This window comes from Tumebacillus flagellatus, assembly GCF_000714935.1.
Classification (GTDB): domain Bacteria; phylum Bacillota; class Bacilli; order Tumebacillales; family Tumebacillaceae; genus Tumebacillus; species Tumebacillus flagellatus.
Genome location: NZ_JMIR01000002.1, coordinates 25,734 through 46,857, shown reverse-complemented (window position 1 = coordinate 46,857; position 21,124 = coordinate 25,734). Strand labels below are relative to the sequence as shown.

Here is a 21,124-nt window from a genome sequence, read left to right as displayed (position 1 = left end):
AAACAAAAATCCCGCCTCCGGCGGAAACTCCGCGGGGCGGGACGCGTTATCGATGAGAAAAGGCTTGCAACACTTCTCCGCTCTGGGCGTCCACGAGCACATGGACCAAGCGGGGGCTACCCGGCGCGGGCGGATCGGTGCGGGTGAAGAGGACGAGGTAGCACGGTGTCCGCTCCAGATGACGGGCGTTCTTGGCGGAGATGACGGTCGGGCCGCTGATCAGATGGTATTCCACCTGCACGTCCCAATTCCCGGCAAGCATGCCTCCATACGCCGCTTTGGCACGTTCCAGGGCGTCGTTCTGCACAATCTGAGGGTCATGATCGGGTACATCCAAAGTGATTCCGTCTGCGGCAAGCGCTTGTCGATCCAATCGGGTGTGCAGACCGGCTTCGGCGGGAGTCATCGCTGCTCCGCTGAACCAAGCCAAGCCGCCCAAGAGGAGTCCAACAGCTGTCACGGCGATGTATTTCTTTTTCATGAGTGTTCTCCCTGTCGATTGAAGGTTACGAGACCTAGACTAAGTATACGATAAAAAATGTAGTTTGTAACGAATCTCAAAAAAGACCCGCTTCTCAAGGGGAAGCGGGTCTTTGTATCCATCAGGCTTACAGGTTGTCACACTTTGAATTTGGCGATCATCGACTGCAACTCCACAGCCAAATGCGACAGTTGTTCCGTGGAACTCGCCACTTCTTCAATCGAAGCCAACTGCTCTTGGGACGCGGCGACGACCATCTGCGAGTTCTGTGCGGACTGGTTGGCGATGTCGGCCATATAGTCGACCGAAGAGGAGATCTCTTCCGATCCCGCCGACATCTCTTCGACGGACGCGGAGACTTCTTCGATTTGCATCGCGACTTCCTGCGTCATGCTCAAGATGCGTGCGAACGACTCGCCGGCTTGGCTCACCGCTTGCATGCCCTTCTCGACTTCCTCGGTGCCGGCCTGCATCGCGACAACCGCTTGATCGGTGTTGTGCTGCATCTGCTCGATGATGCTGTGAATGGAAGTGGCCGCCTCGCGCGATTGCTCCGCCAATTGACGAACTTCATCGGCGACGACGGAGAAGCCCTTGCCGTGCTCTCCGGCGCGCGCCGCTTCAATCGCGGCGTTGAGCGCCAAGAGGTTGACTTGGTTGGCGATTTCCGTGATCACTTCCACAACTTGTCCGACTTCTTGCGAACGCTCCGTCAATTCCTGCACCAGCACCGCGGACGTGCCGACCGTCTGCTTGATCGACGTCATCTGCTCCACCGCGTTGTGTACGGCGGCCGTGCCCGATTCCGATTCGCGGGTCGCCACGGCGGACGATTCGGTGGCGAGGTTGGCCGATTCGGCGACGCGTTGGAGACCTTCGCTCATCTGGCGCATCGTCAGATTGGTTTCTTCCGCCCCGCGCATCTGCACTTCCGCGCCTTGGGACATGTCTTGAATGGCGTTCGTGATTTCCTGAGTGGAAATCGACGTCTGGTTCGTGGTCGCCGTCAACTGTTCCGCACTCGACGCAAGCGTGACCGACGTTTCTTGGAGCGTGAGCACGACGTGCTTGAAGCCGCTCATCATCTCGTTGAAATCGGTGGTCAGCAGGCCGATCTCGTCCTTGGAACGGTACGTGCCCTGCACGGTGAGGTCGCCCTCGCGCGCCTTCGCCATCAACGCCTGCAAGCTGTGAATCGGTTTGGTCACGCTGCGGGCAATCATGAAGCCGATGACGGCCAGCAACACCAAAGCGGTCACCAGAAGAGCGAGGCTGTAGCGGGACGAGGCCGCTGCGTCGTCGGAGCTTTTCTGATGCAAATCTTCTGCTGATTTCACATTTAATGCTTTAAGAGCTTCCAAAGTGGAGTTCAAAGATTCGCGCTGCGGACGAAGCTGTTCCAGGAAGAACTGATACGCCCCCTTGTCGCCCGCTTGGATTTTTTGCAGATAGAGATTTCGATTGGCACGGAAGGCGGTCACTTGCGAATCGTACGTGGTCAGCAACTTAGCTTCTTCCGGTAGTAACTGGCTTGCTTTGTATTGCTGTAGCAATTGATCGTTTGATTTGGACAAGTTTTGAATGGTTTCTATCAACTTGTCGGCTTGAGCGGAGTCCGTTTGGAAGTTCAACTCCACCAAGTAGGTATCGGAAGCCCGGCTGTTCAACAAAATTTGGTCAGTCATCTGAATCGGTATCAAGCGATCATCATACATCTCTTGTGAATCGGCGGACATCTGATTGGTATAAACAGCGTTGACCACCCCCGTCCCCGCCAAAAACAGCAGTGCGATTCCGATTAACACCCATAGTTTGCTTACCAACTTCAGGTTACGCAAAAACATACGTGCAATCCTCCCGAAAATTCTTAGACATACATCCATTATATACGATACGTGGCGTATTTAATAGACAGATACTGGGCATTCCAACTAGGTAAAAAGTACTGTTAACGAGGTTCGCCGCTTTGAGTTACATCAATTAACTTTACGTTTTCAGAAAAAAGGAGCGCCCTAAGGAGCGCTCCTGTCTTTGTTGCGGGCCAGAGACTTCAAGGAGAGGAGGACAATCGCATACACCGCAGTCGCCGCCACCGTGGCAAACAGCCAATGATCGGTGCCAAGAAACAAATAAAGCAGCAAATGAGCCAAGGCGATCACGGCAATCCAAAGCAACAGGTTCATGCGGTTGACGAACGCAACCAAACCGTCCATAAGCTCTAACACCTCCCTGTCCTCAGTATCGGCAAAAATGGGCGTGCTCATCCGTGGCAAGAAGGAAGCGCCGTCCATAAGATGGTAGGGATTTAAGGGAGCAGAGGAGGGTGAACACCATGCCGAAAAAAGGCAGAAATACGTCCAAGGGCACGCAAAAATCTGCAGGCGCACAAGGCAACCAGCAAACGCCCCCGAGTCTCGCAGACCAACTGAAAGACCGTCTGAAAAACGTCAACAAAGGCGGCCTGCTCGGAATGCTGGGCCAGGTGCAGAAAACGACCCCGGATACGTGGAAAGACCCGGAAGCGGTCAAAGAGATGGCGAAGAAATTCGCTGAACAACTCAAGATTCCGGTCAGCGAAGACCGTCTCAACCAATTTAAGGGTCTATGATGTATACTAAGTCAAATTTTCAGGTGAACATCGAGTTCGAATTGGTGAGGGTCTTTCCATTCGGGTTTTCTAGTGTAGGTGATCTTGTCGATAATCCCTTTTAGCATTTGATTTCTTGATTCTGGATTTGAAATTTCTCCGTACTCTGCAAGTACGTTAGCAATTTCTGGTATTGTGGTTCGCATTTTATCGGCTCGCTCGTCCAACACTGACAATTGGATTTTAACGTTTCCAATGTCTTGCTGTAATTTCTCGATGCGTTTTGCGAGTTCGTCATTCCGCTCTAGGTATTGTTCAATAGAGTAGACATTTTTTTCTAATAAATCATGCACTCTACTTATTTGATTTTTTGTTTCAGAAATATCCTTTTCATAATTCTTAATCGTTTGTAGGAGTAGCGCTCTTTCAACTTCACTTGTATCTTTCGATTCTTCCAGAGATACCTCAATCTCCAATAGGATTAACCTAAGTGAGTTCAGTAATTTTCCCTCGACCAATTGGAATTGTGCCTGCTTATTTTTACAGCCTCTGGTAGTGCAAATCAGAAAGGCTTCGTATTTCGGGTTGGGTTGCCTACGCATTTTAAATCCGCATTCTGAGCAGAAAATAAGACCGGCAAGAGGATTAGTTAGGCGTTTGTCTTTCGGAACTGGCAATGGCCTAGAAGCCCCTACCTCGTTGGCTCTCTCAAAAAGCTCACGAGTTACTAATGGCTCGTGGGCATTCTCTTTTATCGTCCATTTGTCGCGATCAAGAGTAGGTATTTGTTGGTATCCTCCGTATGGACTTTTGACGATTCTGGTTTTCCCCCAAATAACAGTCCCTAAGTACACCTCGTTTTTCAAAATGCGCGCAATAGCAGAACGTGGCCAAATTTTTTTACCAGATGGGGTCTTAACGCCCATGTCTGTTAACCGGCCTGCGATAGCCTTATGGCCCAATCTATCGTCCGCTGTCCAGTTGAAGATCATGCGCACGATTTTAGCGGTATCAGGGTCAGGCCGCAGTTTCAGATCGCTACCTCGCTCATAACCATATGGTGGTTTTTTCGCTATGTGCTTCCCGTCGTTTACACTATCCTTTCGACCGTTTTGTAACCTCCGATTTATTCGCTTAAATTCCTTTCGCGAGAAGAAGGTTTCGTTTTCCATCGCTTCTTCGTCATATTCATCTTGCGAGTCATAGACTTTACGGGGCGTAATGATCAATACGCCGGATTCTTTAAATGTATCTTCGATTATCCCTTGATCGATCTTATTCCCGCGACCAAGTCGGTCGATGTCCATAATCAAAACACCGTCAATATGGTTGCCGTTATAAGTCTTGTCAGCGACCGCATGGAGAACCTTTTGCATTTCTGGGCGATCTACAATCCTATCGCCGCTGAGAAGTTCCTCGAATATGTGGAGTATTTTGATCTTATGATGCTTTGCGAATTCAAGTAACACCCGCCGGTGTTTAGCAAGAGTCTCTCCTTCGCCACGGGCTTCCGCTTCTTGGTCCGCACGTGATTTCCGAAGATAGATGATGACATTCAATCCTGTTAGTAGTTTCATGTCTGCTCGCCTGCTCCTTTTAGTGAACTATGATGTATATTCTACCACAAATTATTGAGGTCGAGAAATTGTTAGGATATTCACATATGATTTCAGTTCGCTGTCGATCTGTTTTAGGAGGTGTCAGAATCTTTCTGATATAAAATTCCGACAAATTTTAAGTGGATACGCAAAGAGGAGGGTGGTACAATATGCACAAGAGTATATTGGAGCTGAGACTAGGGGATGGGGGAAAATCAATGAGGCAAGGACTTAAGAAGTTGATGTTGACCGTATCTATTATTTCTGCCGTAGGAGCGTTCGCTATCACAACAATGGCTTGGGGACCGAATGCAAACATGCATGCAACTAAAAAATTCATCGGGAACATTGTTGACCCAGATCCAAAATCTCTTATTTACGCCGGGGCAATGGTTGATCTTGACCCCCAAAAATACACCGTAGTCGCAGCTATCGTCGATCCTGATCCGAAGTTAGCGGCGGCACATGCGTTCTAAAAAATAACGCCCTTAGCTAATCGGCTAAGGGTGTTATTTTTTATTAAGAATATGGTTAACTTCCATGTACCTATTCATAAATCTTACGGCATATTCACTCTGATTTTCTTGGTAGAGCAGAGAAATAACTTCGGATAGCCCTGAGTTGAAACCGATGAGATCTCCGTTCGCGTATTCAACTTCCGCGAGGTAGTATTTCGCGTAAGCTAAACGTTGTACGTGAACGCCTTCCATTTGGATAATAGTGTTGCAGAAAGCAGAAACTTCAATGTGCCTGCCGAGAGCTAACAGGGTCCTCGATATCAATATTAACGTGTCGGCTTGATCATTTATAGGCGATTTTTTTTCCACTTGCTCATCTAATGTTTCCATTGCTAAAGCCAAGGCTTTTTCGTGATCCCCCATTTTCATATGAACGAGGGCTATGTTGTATGTTGTTCTCAATATGTCAATATTGCTGTTAGCTTCCTTGTACAATGCCTCAGCTTTATAAAATTCTTTGAGTGCGTCAGTATAGGCATGACTACCAATTAACGCCATCCCTGTAACCCTGTGTCGTTCAGCTTGCATTTGCATCCAATCAGCACTCGGAACGAATTCCTTTTGAACGTCTAACATAGCTAGGTATTCTTTGGAAATATGGTGCTTACCAATCGAAGACGCGCATTTTGCGATCTGGACATATATTTTGGCGAGAAAAGCATTTTGATAGGGTACTTCTCGTAAACGATTGATCACGATTTTGAACTGCCCTAGAGCTTCATCGTAATCGTTTTTATCATATTTGATCATCGCACTTTCGTATACTGACTTGCACCAAGACAGTGTGTCCCCGTTCCTTGCGAAGATCTCTTCGGCTATTACAACGCAAGGAACAGCTTTCGAGAATTTCCGGAGTGATCGGTACAATTCCGCTTTGAAAAGATTCAAATCGCCCGCGGTTCGGGGGGAACGGTCGTTTTCATCAAGTTGTATGTTTTCTGCGATATTTAACAGATCCTCCGCACACATTGTTTTTCTTTTCATATCAGCAGCGAGTCGAGCAACTTTTACTTCGTTGCTAGCTTCGTCATTAGTGCTGGCTACCGTGTATCCGAGCGCTATGCACAATTTCTGCATCGTTTTATCAGAAACAGACGAGATCTTTCCGTTCTCATACTGGCTTATGTACCCCTTCGAAACACCGGATTCTTCGACCAGAACATCCAAACTTTTTCCGAGTTCCTTGCGACGTTTTCGTAATTCTTCACCTGTCAAATACACAATTATCACACCCTTACCAAAAGTAGTCAGTAACTGAATTATACGATGGTTTTAAGAAACAGTAAATAGAATCGCGGAATACTACAAACCATCTGATTCACATTATAGACCACAATAATATCGAGGTCAATAATATTGAGAGAAATAATCCATTGTGCTAGAATTATGAAGAGGTGATGTTTGTGCCAAGACCGAAAGTTGTGTGTAAGTTGGATGTCATTATGAGTGAACGAGGTTTGACAAACCGCAAACTCAGCGATGCGACAGGGATCACAGAATCCGCAATCTCCAATATGCGGAACAATAAGAACAAACAAGTGCAATTCTCCACTGTAGAGGCTTTATGTGATTTTTTGGAAGTTGACTTTGGGGACTTATTCACGGTAAGAAAACGAGAAGAGTAAGGCCGTCTCTATATGAGGCGGTCTTTTTTTTTTATGCCTTTTTCTCAAAGTTTCATAACAGTAAACAAAACAAAACGGTGCAAAACGATTTTGCTAGGGAATAAGATTACATCAACGCACCGACAGTTTCACAGTTCGTTAAGTGGAAAGGAGGGTGAGGTGGTGAAGAACAGAAAACTTGTCGCACTTCGAGGGGCGAAGACGTTACTTGAAGTGGCAACTGACTTGGAAATTTCGGTTAGTGCATTATCGCAGTATGAAAACGGGAAACGCTTCCCGATTCCAGAAATCGCGATGAGAATCGCGGATTACTTCGACATAACGGTCGATGAACTTTTTTATGGCGACAGTTTCACACGATGTAAAAAAGAAAGTGAACATGCTCAAACGCATACCATTCGACAGGGGGTTGATGCGGTATGAGCGACAGCGTAACTCTGAATCTTGGTGGAACGAAAGTGACTTTACATTCAAAAACTGGAGTGCTGCGTATGTCACCAGATGAACGTAAGGAGCACTTTCGAAAACTCCAAGAGGACGGCGATCCAGTAATTTGCCAACTAGCAACAACGATGACAAAGATTATCACAAAAAAATTATCTTCGAAAGAGTGACGCTGAATGAAAATCGACGGTAACAAGCTCAAGCACTTCCGGAAACAAGCGGGCCTGACGCAAACCGAGTTGGCCGACGGTCTCTGCTCCCGCACGCTGCTCTCGCAGATCGAGAACTGCAAGAACGACGGCGCGGGCAAGTCGGGTTTGATCGAAGACTTTGCCAAGCGCTTGGGAATTTCGGTGCAAGACCTCGAACAAAAAGAGCTGGCCCGCGCTGATCGGGGCCAGCTCGTAAACGAAAAACGCCCGCCCGACTTTGCAGAGTCGGCGAGCGAGTCCGGGTTGCCTGTCGTTGCAGCGGCAGGACAACACAAAGAATCCGTTGTCAAAACACGTACTGAAAGTGTAACACGAATCTCCTCAATCGGCAAGCCGATGGAAGCGGAGTCTCGCGCTTGGGCGATTGCCGAGTACCAGGCGCAATGCGCCGAATGCGGGAAGTCCGGCACAGCGTTCGGGCGCAAGGTGTGCGCGACGCTCTGCGAAGCCTACCAAGTCTTGCAGGAACTCCTCGTCGCCGACATGCGCAGTAAGTCCGCCGCGCCGGGCGCTTCCATCGTGATCGGCGGAAATCACCGCCTCGCAGGTAAAGTGGTCATGCTGGGCGAGCGGAAGGGCAACTACTACAAGATCGCCGCTGGCGGTGATGCTCAACTGAAAATCTTCCCGAGCCGCGGCCACATCGCCCGAGTGCTCTCCGGAGCGCACGGCCCGACGAGCGTTGACGCCGCTCTGGCGCTTGACGCCGCTCTGGCGCTTGACGCCGCTCGGGCGCTTGGGGGAGGTGGTGGCCCGCCGAAGCTCTCGCGGTGCAAGGCTGGTTAATCAGATGAGAGGAGGGACGGACATTGAAAAAGTGGACGAAGGTTGCGCTGATCGCGGTGCTGTCGATCCTGTTCACCGGTTGCGCGTCGTGCAGTCGAGCGGCGAAGGATTGGAGTTCAGAGATGAGCGGGGGATTGAAACGTAGCGTGGAGGTTTACACCTACGACGGCAAACTGCTCAAGACCTACAAAGGTAACATCGACTTTGACGCCAACACCGATGGCGGCAAGGTGAAGTTTGACCTCGACGGCAAGCGCGTGATCCTTTACAACGCCGTGGTCATCACGGAGGAGGAATAGCCGCATGAAGACCAAGTGCGTCACCTGTCGGTGTGAGTTCGAAGCGGACTACCCCTACGATGAGATTTGCAACTCTTGCATGGACTTCGCAATCACCCAAGGGTTGAGTTTCGGCGAAAAAGGCGGGATGACCTACGATGAATTCACCGTCCGCCTCACATTGGCACTACTCCGCCTGGGGCGAGAGAAACGAACTGGAGGTGATTCCGATGCTGACGCATAAACAGCGCGCCGCATTCTCCGCCGATTGGCGGTCCGTGATCGACGACGCGGAGAGCCTTGGGCATCGTGCGCGATTGATATCCTTTCCGAGCATGCCGTCTTTACACGATGTGCTCCGGTTCGACACCGACGAGAATGCCATCACGGCTGTTTGCTTCCGTGGTAAGTGGAGACTTTGGCTTAACTCCGAGAAGACACTTCGACACCACGAAACCCCTTACGATGCCGAGGCAATCGCCATCATCCGCGGCTGGCTGAACGAGATCGAAGGATATCGGGAGGTTGCCGCATGAGCACCTTTGACGCACTCGCTGGTGGAGCGCTCGTTGCAGTCTTGCTGTTCCTCCAGCACATGATCAAAACCAATCGGATCAAAGACCGTGTGCCGTTGAAGTCGGACAAAGAGTTCAAAACACAAAAAGAGCAGCCGCAATAGACGGCTGCCAAAAGAAGTATCCACCAAACAGTATACCTCGAAAGTTGAAAGGAGTCATTGACCCATGCCCGTAGAGATCAAAATCACCGGCGGAGATGCCGCCGAGGCAGTCCGCGAGCTGGCCGCATTGTCCACCGCTATGAACGGACAAGCCGTTGCCGCCCCGACCGCAACACCGCAAGACGAAAAGCCGCCGCGCACCCGCAATACCGGCAAGCCGAAACCCGATCAGCAACCGCCCGCTGATCCGACGCCGACCGAAACACCGAAGTCTGATCCGCCGCCGAATGAAGATCCGAAATCTTCCGGCAACGAATCTGGCGGCGATCAGGGCGATGAGGAGAAAATTCCGACCGTCGTAGAGTTGAGGGCGTTGGCAGTATCGAAGGACAAAGCCAAAGTGAAAGCACTCCTTGATGAATTCGAGTGCCCGTCCCTTTCCAACATTCCGGAAGGGAAGCGCGCGAACTTCAAAACCCGCTTGGAGGCTCTGTAATGACTACCACTCAACCCGCACACGCTGAACGCGCACATGCTCTGCTGGGGGCCTCATCTGCCCCCCGGTGGATCAACTGCCCGCCGAGTGCCCGCTTGACGGAGCACCACGAAGAGTCGCGTAGCGAGTACGCCGAGGAGGGCACGGCGGCGCACGAGCTGTCGGAGTTGTACTTGCGCCAGCGCATCACCCTTTGCGACTCCGAGGCACGCGCCGATTTGAACGCCAGCATTAAAGCCTTTCAACTTGGCAACCGTTTCTACGGACCCGAAATGGAAAACGCCGTGCAGGAGTACGTCGCGGTCGTCGAGGAGCGGTTCTTGGAAGCGAAGGCGCGTTCTGCTGATGCCATTGTGCAACTCGAAGAGCGGCTTGACTACTCCGAGTGGGTGCCGGAGGGCTTCGGCACCGGCGACGTGGTGATCATCGCCGACGGCGTGCTGGAGATCATCGACCTGAAGTACGGCAAGGGCGTGCCCGTCTCCGCCGTCGGCAATTATCAGATGAAGCTCTACGGCCTTGGAGCTTGGTCAGCGTTCAACTGGCTCTACGACATCCGCGAAATCCGCATGACGATCGTGCAGCCACGCCTCGACAGCGTGAGCACAGACGTGATCGGCATTGACGAGCTCCTAGCGTGGGCCGACACAGTCGTCAAGCCCGCCGCCGAGGAGGCGTGGGCAGGCAAAGGTACTTACAAGGCAGGCGAGCACTGCCGATGGTGTAAAGCCAAAGGCAACTGCCGGGCACGTGCTGATGCGAACATGGAGGCGCTGGCCTACGAGTTCAAAGAACCCGCGTTGCTCGACCTCGAAGAGATCGGTTCCATTCTGTTCGTCGCTGAGCAACTGTCGGCGTGGGCAAAGGACGTCGCGGAGTTTGCGCACGATCAGGCCGTGAAAGGTCAAAAAATTCCGCAATGGAAGCTGGTCGAAGGCCGGAGTAACCGCAAGATCACCAACAAAGAAGTTGCGGTTGCACGCTTTGAATCCGCCGAGATCGAGCCCGAGAAGTATCTGAAAACAGAGTTGTGCGGCATTGGCGACCTCGAAAAGAAAATTGGCAAGAAGGAAGTCGCCGAGCTGCTGGAGTTCTACGAAGGGCAAACGCTCGTCGCAAAGGATGATTGCCTCAACAACTTCACCAAGGGGCAGGAAGTCGAAGTTTGCGAAGTGATGGGCGATCAAATCGTACTCGATGGTGTCGCGAGACTCGACCGCAAAACCGTCCGCGCCAACTTCGAAGGGGTCGGCCTGATCCAGAAGCCGCCGGGCAAGCCAGTTCTCGTACCCGAGACGGACAAGCGACCGGAGCTGAACAGCGTGGAGGGTGATTTTGCCGGAGAGGAGTTTGACGTATGAGTGACCACCAACGTTTGACCGCCGAGGAACTGGCAGCAATGCGCGGCCGTTTGAGCCGAGCAACGCTGGGGCCGTGGGTTTACGACGAATACGGCAACGTGAACGGCCCCGATACGGGGTATGGAGAGTTGCGCGTCGCCACGCTGCAAAAGTGCGCACGGCACGAGAATCTGGCAAACGGCATCTTCATCTCGACCGCTCGCACCGACATGCCGCGTTTGCTCGACGAAGTGGATGCGCTGATCGCGGCATACAACGAGCAGGCGGAGAAGATCGCACGCTACGAGGCACTATTCGAAGAGATCGAAGCCGTAGACAACGATGACTACGAGGACGATTACCACGAAATGAAGGCGATCGCCTCCAGCGCAAGGCAAGGGGGCTAATTCATGGGGGAAATGGCTGATTATTACGTCGACCAAATGACTTCCGGAAGATGGTCCTCCGGCAGTTACAAAAACAGAGCAAAGGGGAACAACCAAATGGCACTCGACAACAACAGCACGAAAGTAATCACCGGCAAGGTACGTCTCTCGTACTGCCACATCTTCGAACCGCAGCTGAACGACGCGGGCGAGTTGAAGTACACCACGGCAATCTTGATCCCGAAGGAAGACAAGGAAACGGTGCGCAAAATTCAAGCCGCCGTCAACGCGGCAGCTGAGGCGGGCAAGGGTCTGTGGGGTGGCAAGATTCCGTCGAACCTGAAAAAGCCGCTCCGCGACGGCGACGAAGAGCGACCGGACGATGAGGCATATGCGGGGCACTACTTCCTGAACGCAACCTCGAAGAACAAGCCCGGTATCGCAAAACCGATGGGGCGCGATGCGCAAGGCAAACCGAAATTCCAAGAGATCACCGACAGCACCGAAGTGTACAGTGGTTGCTTCGCCAAAGTGTCGATCAACTTCTACCCGTTCAACGCGAAGGGGAACCGCGGCGTTGCGGCTGGCCTGAACAACATCGTCAAAGTGCAAGACGGCGATCCGCTGGCTGGTCGTGCAAGCGTAGCGACTGACTTTGCCGACGAGAACTTCGATGACGACGATGACTACGGCGACGACGACGGTTTTCTGGACTAATCAATCTGCAAGGGGATTCGGAGACGGGTCCCCTTTCCTATAGCAATTTCAGCCAAAAAGAGGCTGGTGAAGCGATTTGACACACGAAAAGGAGCAACACGGCATGTTCTGGTTCTTCTTTTTCCAACTGGAAGAGCCGAGCGACCTTGACAGCGGTTCGGTAGGGTGGGACCCAATTCTCGCTCTGAAACTCAAAGCGAGGGTTTTGAGCGCACGACGAGCCCCTAGAGATGAAGTTCCCGTCTGCATAGGGCACAAGGGCAACGCCGAATTTCACGCGTTGCACCAAGACGTTCCGTTTTGGTTGGTCGGTTACTTCCTGCACTTCAAATGGCCAGACCACGACGAATACCTGACGTTGCTTCAATTTGAAGACGGCGTCTACCAAATCGCACTCGTGAACCTGTGCTACGGCGACACCGATTACCTAGATGCCTTTTACAGTGGGTTCTTTACCTCAAACCTCGAAAGCAGGTTCACCTTCATCGACGATGGCGCGTGGTACAGGTATCAGCAACTGCCAAAGCGATAAATGAAAGGAAGTGTGCACGATGAAATTTTACGAGCTGGTGAAGGTTGATCCGCGTGCAACAGGTGTCAACCGCGTGTATCACGCAACGGTTCTGCTCGTTTGGATCGATATCTGGTTCGAAAAGAACACTGGCAAGTTGCCGCCGAGGCCGTTTCCTCCGGCAAAACAGAAACAGGAGGTTGTGACGGCATGAAAATCTATCTGGCTTCCTCTTGGAAGAACGCTGAGAAAGTAAAGAACATCACCGGCATCTTGCGCAATTTCGGGCATGAAGTTGACGCGTTCTGCGATTCCAGCACGGGGCGGTTCGTGTTCAACTTCGGCCAGTTGCCGGACGTGACTTCGCACAACGCCATGACGATCTTGGCGGAGGAGTCGGTGCAACGCGCCTTCGCCGAGGACAAGAAGTGGATCGATTGGGCGGATTGCGTGCTCCTCGTGCGCCCCGCTGGGAAGTCCGCACACCTTGAGGCGGGCTATGCGAAAGGAGCGGGCAAGCTCCTGATCATCTACGAAGAGCAGTTCGAAAACGGGGATTTCGACGTGATGTACGGTTTCGCTGATTTGGTGACAGACAACTTCGCCTGGGTGGTTCGGATGCTTGAGGAGCATGACGCGATGCGCGAAAGGACGGACAACTGATGGCAAAGTCCGACCTTTTCACCGTCCCGAAAGAGGGGCTGGCCGCTGTTCGCCAGCAGATCAAGGGCTACAACGACGTGCTGAAAGAACGCGAAGCGCAGGAGAAGCGTGACCGCAGCGAGCTCGCCCGTTTGACTCGAAAGATTGACCAGCTCGAAGCCATCGAGCGCCGTCTGAACGCGAAGAAGAAACGCACCGCCAAGGACGAGGAGCAACTTGCAAAAGTCAAACTCGAAGTAGCTCCCTTGCAAGACGAATGGAAAGATCTGCACCAGCGCGTATCCAAGCTGACGAGCACGAAGCAGTTGGAAATCATCACTCCGGTGTGGGTCCCCGTCGGGAACGTGAAAGTCCTCATGAAGTGGGAGATCATCGCGCCGCTGAACAAGCTGTTGCGCAACTTCCGCGTGATGCTGGTGACGAACAGCACGCAGTCGCATCTTGAGGTTCGCTACTTCCATAAGAAGACGCGCGGGGGTACGACAAACTACGAACTCAAAGGGACGTACTGGCTGAACGCGCTGACGGGTACGGTTTACGACAGATTCGGCTTTGGCGCTCATGCGCCGACGTGCTCCATCCCCGAGTGGGTGGACACCCGTGTGAACTGAGGAGGGACCGAGGATGACCGACGTACTCCGTATCGACCTTGAAACCTTCTCCTCCGTCGACCTGAAAAAGTCCGGCGTGTACCGCTACGTCGAGTCGCCGGACTTCGAGATCCTGCTGTTCGGCTACGCCTACGGCGACGACCCGGTGCAGGTGATCGACCTGACGGCGTTCGAGGAGTTACCGGAGCGGGTGGCGCACGACCTGACCGATCCGCACGTAATCAAAAAAGCGTGGAACGCTGCGTTCGAGCGGACGGCCATCGCCAAACACTTCGGCATCAAGTGCGACCCACTCCAGTGGCGATGCACGATGGTGCACGCGCAGTACCTTGGACTTCCGGCCAGTCTGGACCAAGCGGGCAAAGTGCTGGGCGTGTCGATCCAGAAGGACGCAAAGGGCAAGAACCTGATCAAGTACTTCTCCGTCCCTTGCAAGCCGACGAAGACGAATGGCGGGCGCACCCGCAACCATCCGCACCACGACCCTGAAAAGTGGTCAGAGTACATCTCCTACAACCGGCAGGACGTGGAAGCGGAGCGGGAGGTAGACCGCAAGTTGAGCCGGTTCCCCGTCCCCGACGGGGAGTGGCGGCTGTGGGCGCTCGACCAGCGGATCAACGACCGCGGCGTCCAGCTCGACCCCGTGCTGGTCGAACAGGCGATTGCCTGCGATGCGCAGTACGAGGCGCGACTGTTGGAAGAAGCCAAGGAGTTGACCGGGCTGGACAACCCAAACAGTTTGCCACAGCTCAAAGCGTGGCTGGCGGAGCGAGGGCTGGAGACACCGGACGGACTCAGCAAAGACTTCATGCCAGCGTTGCTAGACGCCGCGCCGGACGAAGAGACGCGCCGGGCGTTGGAACTCCGCCAGGAAATGGGCAAGACCTCCGTTGACAAGTACAACGCAATGGCGCGCACCATCTGCGCCGACGAACGGGCTCACGGCCTGCTCCAATTCTATGGTGCCAACCGAACGGGCCGATGGGCCGGACGGCTCATCCAAGTTCAGAACCTTCCACAAAACAAGATCGAGGACTTGGCACTCGCGCGGGAGATCCTGCGCAGCGGAGACTTCGAACTGCTGGAAATGCTGTTCGGCGCGCCGCCGTTCGTGCTCTCGCAACTGATCCGCACGGCGTTTATCCCTGCCGAGGGCTCCAAGTTCTTCGTGGCCGACTTCTCCGCCATCGAGGCACGCGTCATCGCTTGGTTGGCGGATGAGAATTGGGTGCTGGACGTCTTCCGGAGCCACGGCAAGATTTACGAAGCGACGGCGGCCAACATGTTCGGCGTTCCGTTCGAGACGATCACCAAGGGTCACGCGAACTACCGGTTCCGCGCTTCGGGGAAGGTGGCGACGCTCGCCTGTGGTTTCCAGGGTGGGCCGAACGCCATCGCTGCGATGGACTCCAAGAAGGAGATCGACCCTGACGAATACCCCGCGCTGGTCAAGCAGTGGCGTGCGGCAAATCCAAACATTGTCCAACTGTGGTACGCCGCCGAGCGGGCGGCAGTGACGGCGGTGAAGGAGAAGCGCACGGTGAAGTTGGCGCACGGCGTTCAGTATCGCCCCGAAGCGGGAATGCTGTTCGCCGATCTCCCTTCGGGGCGAAGCCTCTGTTATGTGAAACCGCGCATCAAGCGTGACGCGCAGTTCGACAAGGACGCCCTAGAGTTTGAAGGGCAAGACCAGCAAACGAAAAAGTGGACGACGCACCGAACCTACGGCGGCCGGTTGGTGGAGAACTTGGTGCAGGCGATCGCGCGAGATTGTCTCGCCGAGAACATGCTGCGGCTGGACGACGAAGGCTACCAGATCGCCATGCACATCCACGACGAAGTTGTTTCAGAGGAGCCGACGTGGACGGCCCGCCACTATGCTCATGTCGTCCAGATCATGAGCCGTCCCATTAAATGGGCGCCGGGTCTGCCGCTGACGGCAGCAGGCTACGATTGCGATTTCTACCAAAAAGACTAAGGAGGCATCACCCATGCAAACAGAAGCGATTGCAAAGCTCCGGGCCGAGATGGAAGCGGCCAGAGATAACGAGTATATCCAGTACATCGGGGAAGTGCTGGTCGGCTTCATCGACCAGAACCCCGACACGGCGGAGAAGTTCATCGCCGAAGACAAGACGATCGCCAATAACTTGGCGGCGATGCGAGACGAGGCGAAGAAAAAGCAAAAGAACGGCATGGCGATGCTCTCCCCCGTCGAGGGGATGCGGATCGTGCTGAAATACTTCGGCGTGGAGTCCGCACCGACGGTGCCCAACCCGTTGGCGGAGTTGTCGGCGGCCACGCCGAAGACCGAGGCGGCACCCGCCACCACACCGGAGACGCCGAAGCCGGTCACGAGCACGCCGCAGAAGACGGCGCGCTTCAGTGCCTCTCTCGACGATTTGCTGTAGGAGGGGGCTAGCGCATGTCAAATCATGAGGAGTTTTTCGCTCATTTCCCTACGAATTTCGGGCATGAGCTTGAAGATTTCGTGACCAATACCGTACTGCTCCACTCCCGCTATCTGGTCGTGCGGCGTGTAAAGAAAGATCAATACGGCTATTGCACCCACTGTCGCAAAGAATACCCGGTGTCCTTTGGGCGGAGCCTGCTCAAGCACAATGAGGATTGGCAGTGTCAGAACTGCAAATCTCTCGTCATCGTGAAGAGTTTGAACCGTGGCCGCAAGTATCTTTTCGACATCGGGTATGTGGTTTGGTACGAGAAATCGAAGGTCAACCCGAACGCGATCGTTGCGCGTGGCATTCGGGTCTCTCGTGACTATCGGAGCAACGTGTACGACGTTAATACAACGTACAAGACAGTCTCCCTGTATTTGTTTGAGCCCTCTGAGAATGGGGTAAAGGGTAGGAGCAAGCAACTTCGTTTGAGTGAGAGGGAGAATAGATGGGATGAAGCAGCAAACATTCAATCGGAACTCAGCACGCGAATGAACGGGTTGCAACACGTTTATTTAGGAATGGAGAGCGTGTACGAAGCCGTCAAAGGTACACCTTTTCAGTACAGCATGTGGAAAGTTTATCTGGATGAATCTTGGGATCTTGTTCGGTTCTTCGATCTTGCTGCGAAGTACCCGTGCGTTGAATACCTGACCAAGCTCGGGTATCGCAGTTTCGTTGATGCGAAGCTGACCGGTGGCTACACCTACAATTCAATCAACTGGAACGAGAAGTCGATTGACAGAGTGCTGCGACTTTCAAAAGCAGAGCTCAAGAGGTTCCGTGCCGAGGGGGTCAGACTGACCCCCCAGTTCCTCCGCAGTTACCAGATGTGCAGGAAACACGGAGTGTCGGCGACGTTCGAGCAGGTAGAGAAAATGCAGGACTTGATTGACCCTCACAACTCTGATGAGCTGAAACTTCTTCTGCGTTACTCACCGTACGCAAAGGTCGGCAAATACCTCATCAAGCAGATGGAGAAGCGTAAACAGTACCGCTACTTTAACTGGGTTATGCGTGACTGGCGAGACTACATCAATGAATGCTTGGAGTTGGGACTTGACCTGAGGGACGAGCAGATCTTGTACCCTCGTGATCTCCACGCTGCGCACCAAAGAACCTCCACGCAAGTGAAGGTGAAACGCGATGAGGCGCAGCAAGCGTTGTTTGCAAAGCGATTTGATGAGCTGAAAAAATTCATTTTCCGGAGAAAGGGCCTCATTTTGAGGCCAGTCCAAAACGTTGACGAGTTGATCAACGAAGGGGAGACACTCCGTCACTGTGTCGGTGGATACAGCGCGCGGTACGCAAAAGGTGAGACTGACCTGTTCGTCGTCCGCAAGGTAAACGCGCCTGACACTCCGTTTTACACGATGGAGGTGTGCGGGGGGAGGTTGTCGCAGTGCCGGGGCCACTCCAACCGCGACATGACAGAGGAAGTAAAGGATTTCGTCGACGCCTTCGTGGCAGAGAAATTGTTCAAGAAATCGAAAAAGCGCGGTCGGAAGACCGATGACAAACTGGGGGTTGCAGTATGAGTGAATTGCAAGTAGTGCGCACGCCGGAAATGATCGCGTTCGAGATCCGCACCATCGACCAACAGACGCGCGAGATCATGTTGCGTAACGCAATCGAGATCGGCATGCGGCTGATTGAAGCCAAGGAGCTCGTCGCGCACGGCGAGTGGGGCGACTGGTTGGGGGCAAACGTGAGCTACAGCCAGTCCTCCGCCAACAACTTCATGCGCGTCGCTAAAGAGTACGGCGATGCGAATTCGCAAGCGTTTGCGAATTTGAACTACACCCAAGCGGTTGCACTGCTGGGCGTGCCCGCCGAGGAGCGAGAAGACTTCATCCGCGACAACGACGCGGAGAACAAATCCGCACGCGAGCTGGCCGAAGCGATCAAAGCAAGAAAGCAGGCTGAGAAGGAAGCGGCTGACGCCGAGAAGCGCGCCAAGGAAGCTGAAGCGAAAGCCGAGAAAGAGCGTCAAGCTCGCATCGAGTTGGAACAGCAACTTGGGCAAAGTCGCGATCTCGCCGAAGAACTCCGGCAGACGAAAGAGGCGCTGGAGAAAGCGAAGGCAACCGGAAGCGACGAGCAGGTACAGCGGCTGACCTTGGCGCTTGAGAGCGTGGAAGGCGACCTGACCGATTCTCAAAACCGCATCAAAGAACTTGAAGAGGAATTGAAGGCGAAGCCGATCGAAGCCGGGGCGGCAGTCGAGGTGATTCCGCCCGCGATCTTGGAAGAGTTGGAGGCGTTGCGCGCGAAAGCCGCCGATCAAAACGGCGCGCCGCCGAGCAACGAGTCCTTGGTGAAGTTCAAGCTGATCATCGGCAATCTGAGCAACGGCTTCAACGACCTGTTGGGCACGCTTGATGAGTTCGAAGAGGGCGAAGAGCGGGAGAAGTACAAGGGGGCAATCGGGCGACTGCTCCAGCGGATGCTGGAGAGTATTCAGTAGGCCGGCATGTGGTTCTTCTTGTTCGAAGACGAAGCCCCGCAACCGCGCACGACGCGCAAGCGGGCGGCGAAGACGGGACTGACCGACGAGTCCCTTTGCGAAGGGTTTGACACGCGCTTGCGTGACCGGCTCGAAGACGCGATCCGTGATCGGCGCGAAACCGTGTTGGACCGCTACAAGCCGATTGACCTTGAGAAAGCCCGGATCGTCGCCTACAAACTGAAATCTTCTACCTACACGTTCGGCGACAAATACGAGGTCATGTTGAGGCTCCGCACGCTTCACGGGAACCCGCGTGAGTGGTGGTCATGGTGCACGTTGTCGCTCCACGCGGCGCGCGGTTCGGATGTTGTAGGGCCGTGGCCGATGACCATCAAGGACGAGCGCTGGATTCCTCAGTTTCATTGGGAGTCGGTCGAGGAGATCGCCGCTTACCGCAATCGCCCGGGCGGCGACATCGATCGGCAAGCAAAATGGGAGCAGAAGCAAAGTTCCGCACGAAAACGAATGGAGGGTTAACGATGGAAAAGATTCAACCGACGTACTGCACGCCGGAGCGGCTGCAGGGGATGGTCGAACAGCACGAGCGGGGGTGGCTCCCGGCTGTACTCGATGTGCGCGCCGCGCAAGATGGCGACATGGCTGACGCCGCTGGCGCTGTACTGGATACGGTACACCAGCAGCGCGGCGAGCTCTTGGGCATGGTCGCGTGGCAGAACGAGAACCGCGAAATCAAGGGTGCTCTCGACATCTACTATTCCGGATCGGTCGACGCCCGCAAAGCGATGTACCTGATCAGCGACATCATGCGTAACGACAAGGTGAAGAAGCCGGAGCCGCTGGTACACATCTGGACGGACTGGGCGATCTACCAACGCCAGAGCGGGCATGAAGAGGCGTTGGGGCGTATTGCCGCGTGCATCGGCTATCCGGTGCCGACGGAGTAGCATGGACTACTTCTCCCTCCAAGCCGCGCGCCGAGAGAAAGTTTTCTTCAAGCGCCTGAGCGCCGGGGCGGTGTACCAGACGGGCACCGGTCGGTTGAACAAGATCGAGTCGCACGACGCCGAGGCGGTGTACATCAGCACCGCCCGCAGCGTTCGGCCGATCCGCATCGCCCGTGAGAAGTTGCGTGCCGCTCTCCGTCATATGTACGCCCGTCGTACTGCGACGCGCAAGGAGATGGAGCGGCACCACGCGTACAGCTCCGCGCTCCTTGGGCTTGTCGGCACCGTGCTCGTCGGGCTGACGAAAATCCAGCGCACGGTTCGGGGATTGCTACGAATCACGATGATTGGCACGCGCTTCTTTTTCTCCGGATGCGAGCACGACCCGAAAGCCTTGCGGCTTGTCCGGCAGAACGGCGGCAAGATGCTCCTCATGTCCTACTTCTGGCTCCGGGACAAAGTAAATTGGCTCTCCTCCATCGAGGCGGCGGGGTTCCAGCCGGAGGACGTCGTGATCGATTCCGGCGCGCCGAGCATCTACAAAGCCGAGCTGAAGAAGAAGCCGGTGCGCTCGATCCGCGTCGAGGAGTATGCCGACTGGTTGGAGCTGTACGGTAGCCGCCTCTTCGGCTGGATGAATCTCGACGTGATCGGCGACGATGCCGCCACGCGCAAGAACTACGAATACCTGTGCGGCCGAGGGCTCCGCCCGATTCCGGTCGTCAACATCCAGTCCTCGCTTGACGAGTTCGAAAGGTACATCGAAGAGGATCACGACATTATCGCGATCGGCGGGGCGGCGTTCCTCCTGCAACGGTCGCAAAAACGGAAAGTCGGCGAGCTCCTTCGCCGGATCATCTCCCGCTGGCCCGATCAGGTTTGGCACCTCTTGGGCTGTGCGCACGTCGGGCTCCTGCGTGAGTCCGGCATCACGTTCGCCGACAGCGCCGCACCCGTTACGATTGGGTGGCGCGGGCGGGTCATCACCAAGACCGGGCAGAAGGATCGGCCTGAGATGGAGAAGGACGACCGCACCGCCGCCAGCGTGCGCGAATTGGCCAAGTTGGAACACTATGGCTTGGGGAATGCGCAGAGAAGGAGGTTGCAATTTGAAAATTGTTGAGTTGGATTGGGCTGTTGAAAATATCGAAAAGCTGACACCGGAAGAGCGCCAGTTGCTTGACGAGCTCGACGTGGTGAGCCAAAAGAAGTCCGGTGAGTTGAAGTTGAGTGCCAACAACATGTTGAAACTGCTCGCGCACTGCGGAAGCCTGTACGAAAAATACCGTTGATCGAGATGTACCCGCAAAACCTCAGTT

At 54.2% G+C, this 21,124-nt stretch carries 31 protein-coding genes; 26 read left to right on the top strand and 5 right to left on the bottom strand.

Features of this window, described 5'->3' with window-relative positions; translation table 11 throughout:
• Positions 1–46: 46 nt before the first annotated feature.
• From EL26_RS01855 to EL26_RS01845, 3 genes are all read right to left on the bottom strand, one after another.
• Positions 47–481, bottom strand: a complete 435-nt coding sequence (locus EL26_RS01855; RefSeq protein WP_038083900.1) for a PepSY domain-containing protein — start codon at positions 479–481, stop codon at positions 47–49.
• Between the two features lie 137 nt (positions 482–618).
• Positions 619–2,325 carry a methyl-accepting chemotaxis protein gene (locus EL26_RS01850; protein ID WP_038083898.1) on the bottom strand — a complete coding sequence of 569 codons (1,707 nt, stop codon included), beginning with the start codon at positions 2,323–2,325 and terminating at the stop codon, positions 619–621.
• Positions 2,326–2,493: 168 nt separating this feature from the next.
• Entirely contained in the window at positions 2,494–2,694 is a 201-nt protein-coding gene (locus EL26_RS01845; protein WP_038083896.1) for a hypothetical protein, read from the bottom strand.
• Between the two features lie 119 nt (positions 2,695–2,813).
• Between EL26_RS01845 and EL26_RS01840 the strand changes: the two genes are divergently transcribed.
• Entirely contained in the window at positions 2,814–3,089 is a 276-nt protein-coding gene (locus tag EL26_RS01840; RefSeq protein ID WP_038083895.1) for a hypothetical protein, read from the top strand.
• An 11-nt stretch (positions 3,090–3,100) separates the two neighbouring features.
• On the opposite strand, the gene EL26_RS01835 is transcribed toward EL26_RS01840, so the two are convergent.
• Positions 3,101–4,645 (bottom strand): recombinase family protein, encoded by a 1,545-nt coding sequence (locus EL26_RS01835; protein WP_038083893.1) that lies wholly within the window; start codon positions 4,643–4,645, stop codon positions 3,101–3,103.
• A gap of 239 nt (positions 4,646–4,884) precedes the next feature.
• Between EL26_RS01835 and EL26_RS01830 the strand changes: the two genes are divergently transcribed.
• Positions 4,885–5,142, top strand: a complete 258-nt coding sequence (locus EL26_RS01830) for a hypothetical protein (RefSeq protein ID WP_152559143.1) — start codon at positions 4,885–4,887, stop codon at positions 5,140–5,142.
• A gap of 33 nt (positions 5,143–5,175) precedes the next feature.
• Here the strand turns inward: EL26_RS01830 and EL26_RS01825 are convergent, their stop codons facing one another.
• The gene (locus EL26_RS01825; RefSeq protein WP_038083888.1) at positions 5,176–6,405 is read right to left on the bottom strand and encodes a helix-turn-helix domain-containing protein; all 1,230 of its coding nucleotides are present in this window, start codon (positions 6,403–6,405) and stop codon (positions 5,176–5,178) included.
• A gap of 176 nt (positions 6,406–6,581) precedes the next feature.
• Here EL26_RS01825 and EL26_RS26615 point away from each other — a divergent pair, with 176 nt between their 5' ends.
• The 24 genes from EL26_RS26615 to EL26_RS01715 all read left to right on the top strand — a co-directional run bounded on the left by EL26_RS26615 (position 6,582) and on the right by EL26_RS01715 (position 21,097).
• Complete coding sequence (locus tag EL26_RS26615) at positions 6,582–6,809, top strand: helix-turn-helix domain-containing protein (RefSeq protein ID WP_038083886.1); 228 nt, start codon at positions 6,582–6,584, stop codon at positions 6,807–6,809.
• A gap of 162 nt (positions 6,810–6,971) precedes the next feature.
• Positions 6,972–7,232, top strand: a complete 261-nt coding sequence (locus EL26_RS24315; RefSeq protein ID WP_238546034.1) for a helix-turn-helix domain-containing protein — start codon at positions 6,972–6,974, stop codon at positions 7,230–7,232.
• The gene (locus EL26_RS01810) at positions 7,229–7,423 is read left to right on the top strand and encodes a hypothetical protein (protein WP_038083885.1); all 195 of its coding nucleotides are present in this window, start codon (positions 7,229–7,231) and stop codon (positions 7,421–7,423) included. Before EL26_RS24315 ends, EL26_RS01810 begins: the two co-directional genes overlap by 4 nt.
• A 6-nt stretch (positions 7,424–7,429) precedes the next feature.
• Positions 7,430–8,251 carry a helix-turn-helix transcriptional regulator gene (locus tag EL26_RS01805; protein WP_038083883.1) on the top strand — a complete coding sequence of 274 codons (822 nt, stop codon included), beginning with the start codon at positions 7,430–7,432 and terminating at the stop codon, positions 8,249–8,251.
• A gap of 23 nt (positions 8,252–8,274) precedes the next feature.
• Complete coding sequence (locus EL26_RS01800) at positions 8,275–8,550, top strand: hypothetical protein (RefSeq protein ID WP_038083880.1); 276 nt, start codon at positions 8,275–8,277, stop codon at positions 8,548–8,550.
• 4 nt (positions 8,551–8,554) lie between these two features.
• On the top strand, positions 8,555–8,773 hold the full coding sequence (locus EL26_RS01795) for a hypothetical protein (RefSeq protein ID WP_038083878.1): 219 nt from the start codon (positions 8,555–8,557) through the stop codon (positions 8,771–8,773).
• On the top strand, positions 8,760–9,065 hold the full coding sequence (locus EL26_RS01790; protein ID WP_038083876.1) for a hypothetical protein: 306 nt from the start codon (positions 8,760–8,762) through the stop codon (positions 9,063–9,065). The genes EL26_RS01795 and EL26_RS01790 overlap by 14 nt, the downstream gene beginning before the upstream one ends.
• Complete coding sequence (locus tag EL26_RS25250; protein ID WP_161780641.1) at positions 9,062–9,208, top strand: hypothetical protein; 147 nt, start codon at positions 9,062–9,064, stop codon at positions 9,206–9,208. The genes EL26_RS01790 and EL26_RS25250 overlap by 4 nt, the downstream gene beginning before the upstream one ends.
• A gap of 64 nt (positions 9,209–9,272) precedes the next feature.
• Positions 9,273–9,704 (top strand): hypothetical protein, encoded by a 432-nt coding sequence (locus EL26_RS01785; RefSeq protein ID WP_038083874.1) that lies wholly within the window; start codon positions 9,273–9,275, stop codon positions 9,702–9,704.
• Positions 9,704–11,065, top strand: a complete 1,362-nt coding sequence (locus tag EL26_RS01780; RefSeq protein ID WP_038083872.1) for a DUF2800 domain-containing protein — start codon at positions 9,704–9,706, stop codon at positions 11,063–11,065. The genes EL26_RS01785 and EL26_RS01780 overlap by 1 nt, the downstream gene beginning before the upstream one ends.
• Complete coding sequence (locus tag EL26_RS01775) at positions 11,062–11,451, top strand: hypothetical protein (protein ID WP_038083870.1); 390 nt, start codon at positions 11,062–11,064, stop codon at positions 11,449–11,451. The genes EL26_RS01780 and EL26_RS01775 overlap by 4 nt, the downstream gene beginning before the upstream one ends.
• Positions 11,452–11,547: 96 nt before the next feature.
• Positions 11,548–12,147 carry a DUF2815 family protein gene (locus tag EL26_RS01770; RefSeq protein ID WP_038084228.1) on the top strand — a complete coding sequence of 200 codons (600 nt, stop codon included), beginning with the start codon at positions 11,548–11,550 and terminating at the stop codon, positions 12,145–12,147.
• 103 nt (positions 12,148–12,250) lie between these two features.
• Positions 12,251–12,679: a hypothetical protein gene (locus EL26_RS01765; protein ID WP_038083868.1), complete on the top strand. Its 429-nt coding sequence runs from the start codon at positions 12,251–12,253 to the stop codon at positions 12,677–12,679.
• Between the two features lie 19 nt (positions 12,680–12,698).
• The gene (locus EL26_RS25245; RefSeq protein ID WP_161780640.1) at positions 12,699–12,872 is read left to right on the top strand and encodes a hypothetical protein; all 174 of its coding nucleotides are present in this window, start codon (positions 12,699–12,701) and stop codon (positions 12,870–12,872) included.
• Positions 12,869–13,321, top strand: a complete 453-nt coding sequence (locus EL26_RS01760) for a hypothetical protein (RefSeq protein ID WP_052035874.1) — start codon at positions 12,869–12,871, stop codon at positions 13,319–13,321. The genes EL26_RS25245 and EL26_RS01760 overlap by 4 nt, the downstream gene beginning before the upstream one ends.
• Entirely contained in the window at positions 13,321–13,932 is a 612-nt protein-coding gene (locus EL26_RS01755) for a hypothetical protein (protein WP_038083865.1), read from the top strand. The genes EL26_RS01760 and EL26_RS01755 overlap by 1 nt, the downstream gene beginning before the upstream one ends.
• A gap of 13 nt (positions 13,933–13,945) precedes the next feature.
• Positions 13,946–15,910, top strand: coding sequence for a DNA polymerase (locus tag EL26_RS01750; RefSeq protein ID WP_038083862.1), 1,965 nt, complete (start codon positions 13,946–13,948; stop codon positions 15,908–15,910).
• 13 nt (positions 15,911–15,923) lie between these two features.
• Complete coding sequence (locus EL26_RS23290) at positions 15,924–16,343, top strand: hypothetical protein (RefSeq protein WP_052035873.1); 420 nt, start codon at positions 15,924–15,926, stop codon at positions 16,341–16,343.
• A 14-nt stretch (positions 16,344–16,357) separates the two neighbouring features.
• A complete protein-coding gene (locus EL26_RS01740) occupies positions 16,358–17,929 on the top strand; it encodes a PcfJ domain-containing protein (RefSeq protein ID WP_052035872.1) in 1,572 nt (523 codons plus the stop codon).
• Positions 17,926–18,858, top strand: coding sequence for a DUF3102 domain-containing protein (locus EL26_RS01735; RefSeq protein ID WP_038083860.1), 933 nt, complete (start codon positions 17,926–17,928; stop codon positions 18,856–18,858). Before EL26_RS01740 ends, EL26_RS01735 begins: the two co-directional genes overlap by 4 nt.
• Positions 18,859–18,864: 6 nt before the next feature.
• Positions 18,865–19,377 (top strand): hypothetical protein, encoded by a 513-nt coding sequence (locus EL26_RS01730; RefSeq protein WP_038083857.1) that lies wholly within the window; start codon positions 18,865–18,867, stop codon positions 19,375–19,377.
• Positions 19,378–19,379: 2 nt separating this feature from the next.
• Entirely contained in the window at positions 19,380–19,805 is a 426-nt protein-coding gene (locus EL26_RS01725) for a hypothetical protein (protein WP_038083855.1), read from the top strand.
• 1 nt (position 19,806) lies between these two features.
• Entirely contained in the window at positions 19,807–20,928 is a 1,122-nt protein-coding gene (locus EL26_RS01720; RefSeq protein WP_038083853.1) for a hypothetical protein, read from the top strand.
• Positions 20,915–21,097 (top strand): hypothetical protein, encoded by a 183-nt coding sequence (locus tag EL26_RS01715; protein WP_038083850.1) that lies wholly within the window; start codon positions 20,915–20,917, stop codon positions 21,095–21,097. The genes EL26_RS01720 and EL26_RS01715 overlap by 14 nt, the downstream gene beginning before the upstream one ends.
• The last annotated feature ends 27 nt before the right edge of the window (positions 21,098–21,124 follow it).

Excerpts from the sequence above, each read along its gene's own strand:
- EL26_RS01855 (WP_038083900.1), bottom strand. The coding sequence starts at position 481 with ATGAAAAAGAAATACATCGCCGTGACAGCTGTTGGACTCCTCTTGGGC.
- EL26_RS01850 (WP_038083898.1), bottom strand. The coding sequence starts at position 2,325 with ATGTTTTTGCGTAACCTGAAGTTGGTAAGCAAACTATGGGTGTTAATC.
- EL26_RS01845 (WP_038083896.1), bottom strand. The coding sequence starts at position 2,694 with ATGGACGGTTTGGTTGCGTTCGTCAACCGCATGAACCTGTTGCTTTGG.
- EL26_RS01840 (WP_038083895.1), top strand. The coding sequence starts at position 2,814 with ATGCCGAAAAAAGGCAGAAATACGTCCAAGGGCACGCAAAAATCTGCA.
- EL26_RS01835 (WP_038083893.1), bottom strand. The coding sequence starts at position 4,645 with ATGAAACTACTAACAGGATTGAATGTCATCATCTATCTTCGGAAATCA.
- EL26_RS01830 (WP_152559143.1), top strand. The coding sequence starts at position 4,885 with ATGAGGCAAGGACTTAAGAAGTTGATGTTGACCGTATCTATTATTTCT.
- EL26_RS26615 (WP_038083886.1), top strand. The coding sequence starts at position 6,582 with ATGTTTGTGCCAAGACCGAAAGTTGTGTGTAAGTTGGATGTCATTATG.
- EL26_RS01810 (WP_038083885.1), top strand. The coding sequence starts at position 7,229 with ATGAGCGACAGCGTAACTCTGAATCTTGGTGGAACGAAAGTGACTTTA.
- EL26_RS01805 (WP_038083883.1), top strand. The coding sequence starts at position 7,430 with ATGAAAATCGACGGTAACAAGCTCAAGCACTTCCGGAAACAAGCGGGC.
- EL26_RS01795 (WP_038083878.1), top strand. The coding sequence starts at position 8,555 with ATGAAGACCAAGTGCGTCACCTGTCGGTGTGAGTTCGAAGCGGACTAC.
- EL26_RS01790 (WP_038083876.1), top strand. The coding sequence starts at position 8,760 with ATGCTGACGCATAAACAGCGCGCCGCATTCTCCGCCGATTGGCGGTCC.
- EL26_RS25250 (WP_161780641.1), top strand. The coding sequence starts at position 9,062 with ATGAGCACCTTTGACGCACTCGCTGGTGGAGCGCTCGTTGCAGTCTTG.
- EL26_RS01785 (WP_038083874.1), top strand. The coding sequence starts at position 9,273 with ATGCCCGTAGAGATCAAAATCACCGGCGGAGATGCCGCCGAGGCAGTC.
- EL26_RS01780 (WP_038083872.1), top strand. The coding sequence starts at position 9,704 with ATGACTACCACTCAACCCGCACACGCTGAACGCGCACATGCTCTGCTG.
- EL26_RS01775 (WP_038083870.1), top strand. The coding sequence starts at position 11,062 with ATGAGTGACCACCAACGTTTGACCGCCGAGGAACTGGCAGCAATGCGC.
- EL26_RS01770 (WP_038084228.1), top strand. The coding sequence starts at position 11,548 with ATGGCACTCGACAACAACAGCACGAAAGTAATCACCGGCAAGGTACGT.
- EL26_RS01765 (WP_038083868.1), top strand. The coding sequence starts at position 12,251 with ATGTTCTGGTTCTTCTTTTTCCAACTGGAAGAGCCGAGCGACCTTGAC.
- EL26_RS25245 (WP_161780640.1), top strand. The coding sequence starts at position 12,699 with ATGAAATTTTACGAGCTGGTGAAGGTTGATCCGCGTGCAACAGGTGTC.
- EL26_RS01760 (WP_052035874.1), top strand. The coding sequence starts at position 12,869 with ATGAAAATCTATCTGGCTTCCTCTTGGAAGAACGCTGAGAAAGTAAAG.
- EL26_RS01755 (WP_038083865.1), top strand. The coding sequence starts at position 13,321 with ATGGCAAAGTCCGACCTTTTCACCGTCCCGAAAGAGGGGCTGGCCGCT.
- EL26_RS01750 (WP_038083862.1), top strand. The coding sequence starts at position 13,946 with ATGACCGACGTACTCCGTATCGACCTTGAAACCTTCTCCTCCGTCGAC.
- EL26_RS23290 (WP_052035873.1), top strand. The coding sequence starts at position 15,924 with ATGCAAACAGAAGCGATTGCAAAGCTCCGGGCCGAGATGGAAGCGGCC.
- EL26_RS01740 (WP_052035872.1), top strand. The coding sequence starts at position 16,358 with ATGTCAAATCATGAGGAGTTTTTCGCTCATTTCCCTACGAATTTCGGG.
- EL26_RS01735 (WP_038083860.1), top strand. The coding sequence starts at position 17,926 with ATGAGTGAATTGCAAGTAGTGCGCACGCCGGAAATGATCGCGTTCGAG.
- EL26_RS01730 (WP_038083857.1), top strand. The coding sequence starts at position 18,865 with ATGTGGTTCTTCTTGTTCGAAGACGAAGCCCCGCAACCGCGCACGACG.
- EL26_RS01725 (WP_038083855.1), top strand. The coding sequence starts at position 19,380 with ATGGAAAAGATTCAACCGACGTACTGCACGCCGGAGCGGCTGCAGGGG.
- EL26_RS01720 (WP_038083853.1), top strand. The coding sequence starts at position 19,807 with ATGGACTACTTCTCCCTCCAAGCCGCGCGCCGAGAGAAAGTTTTCTTC.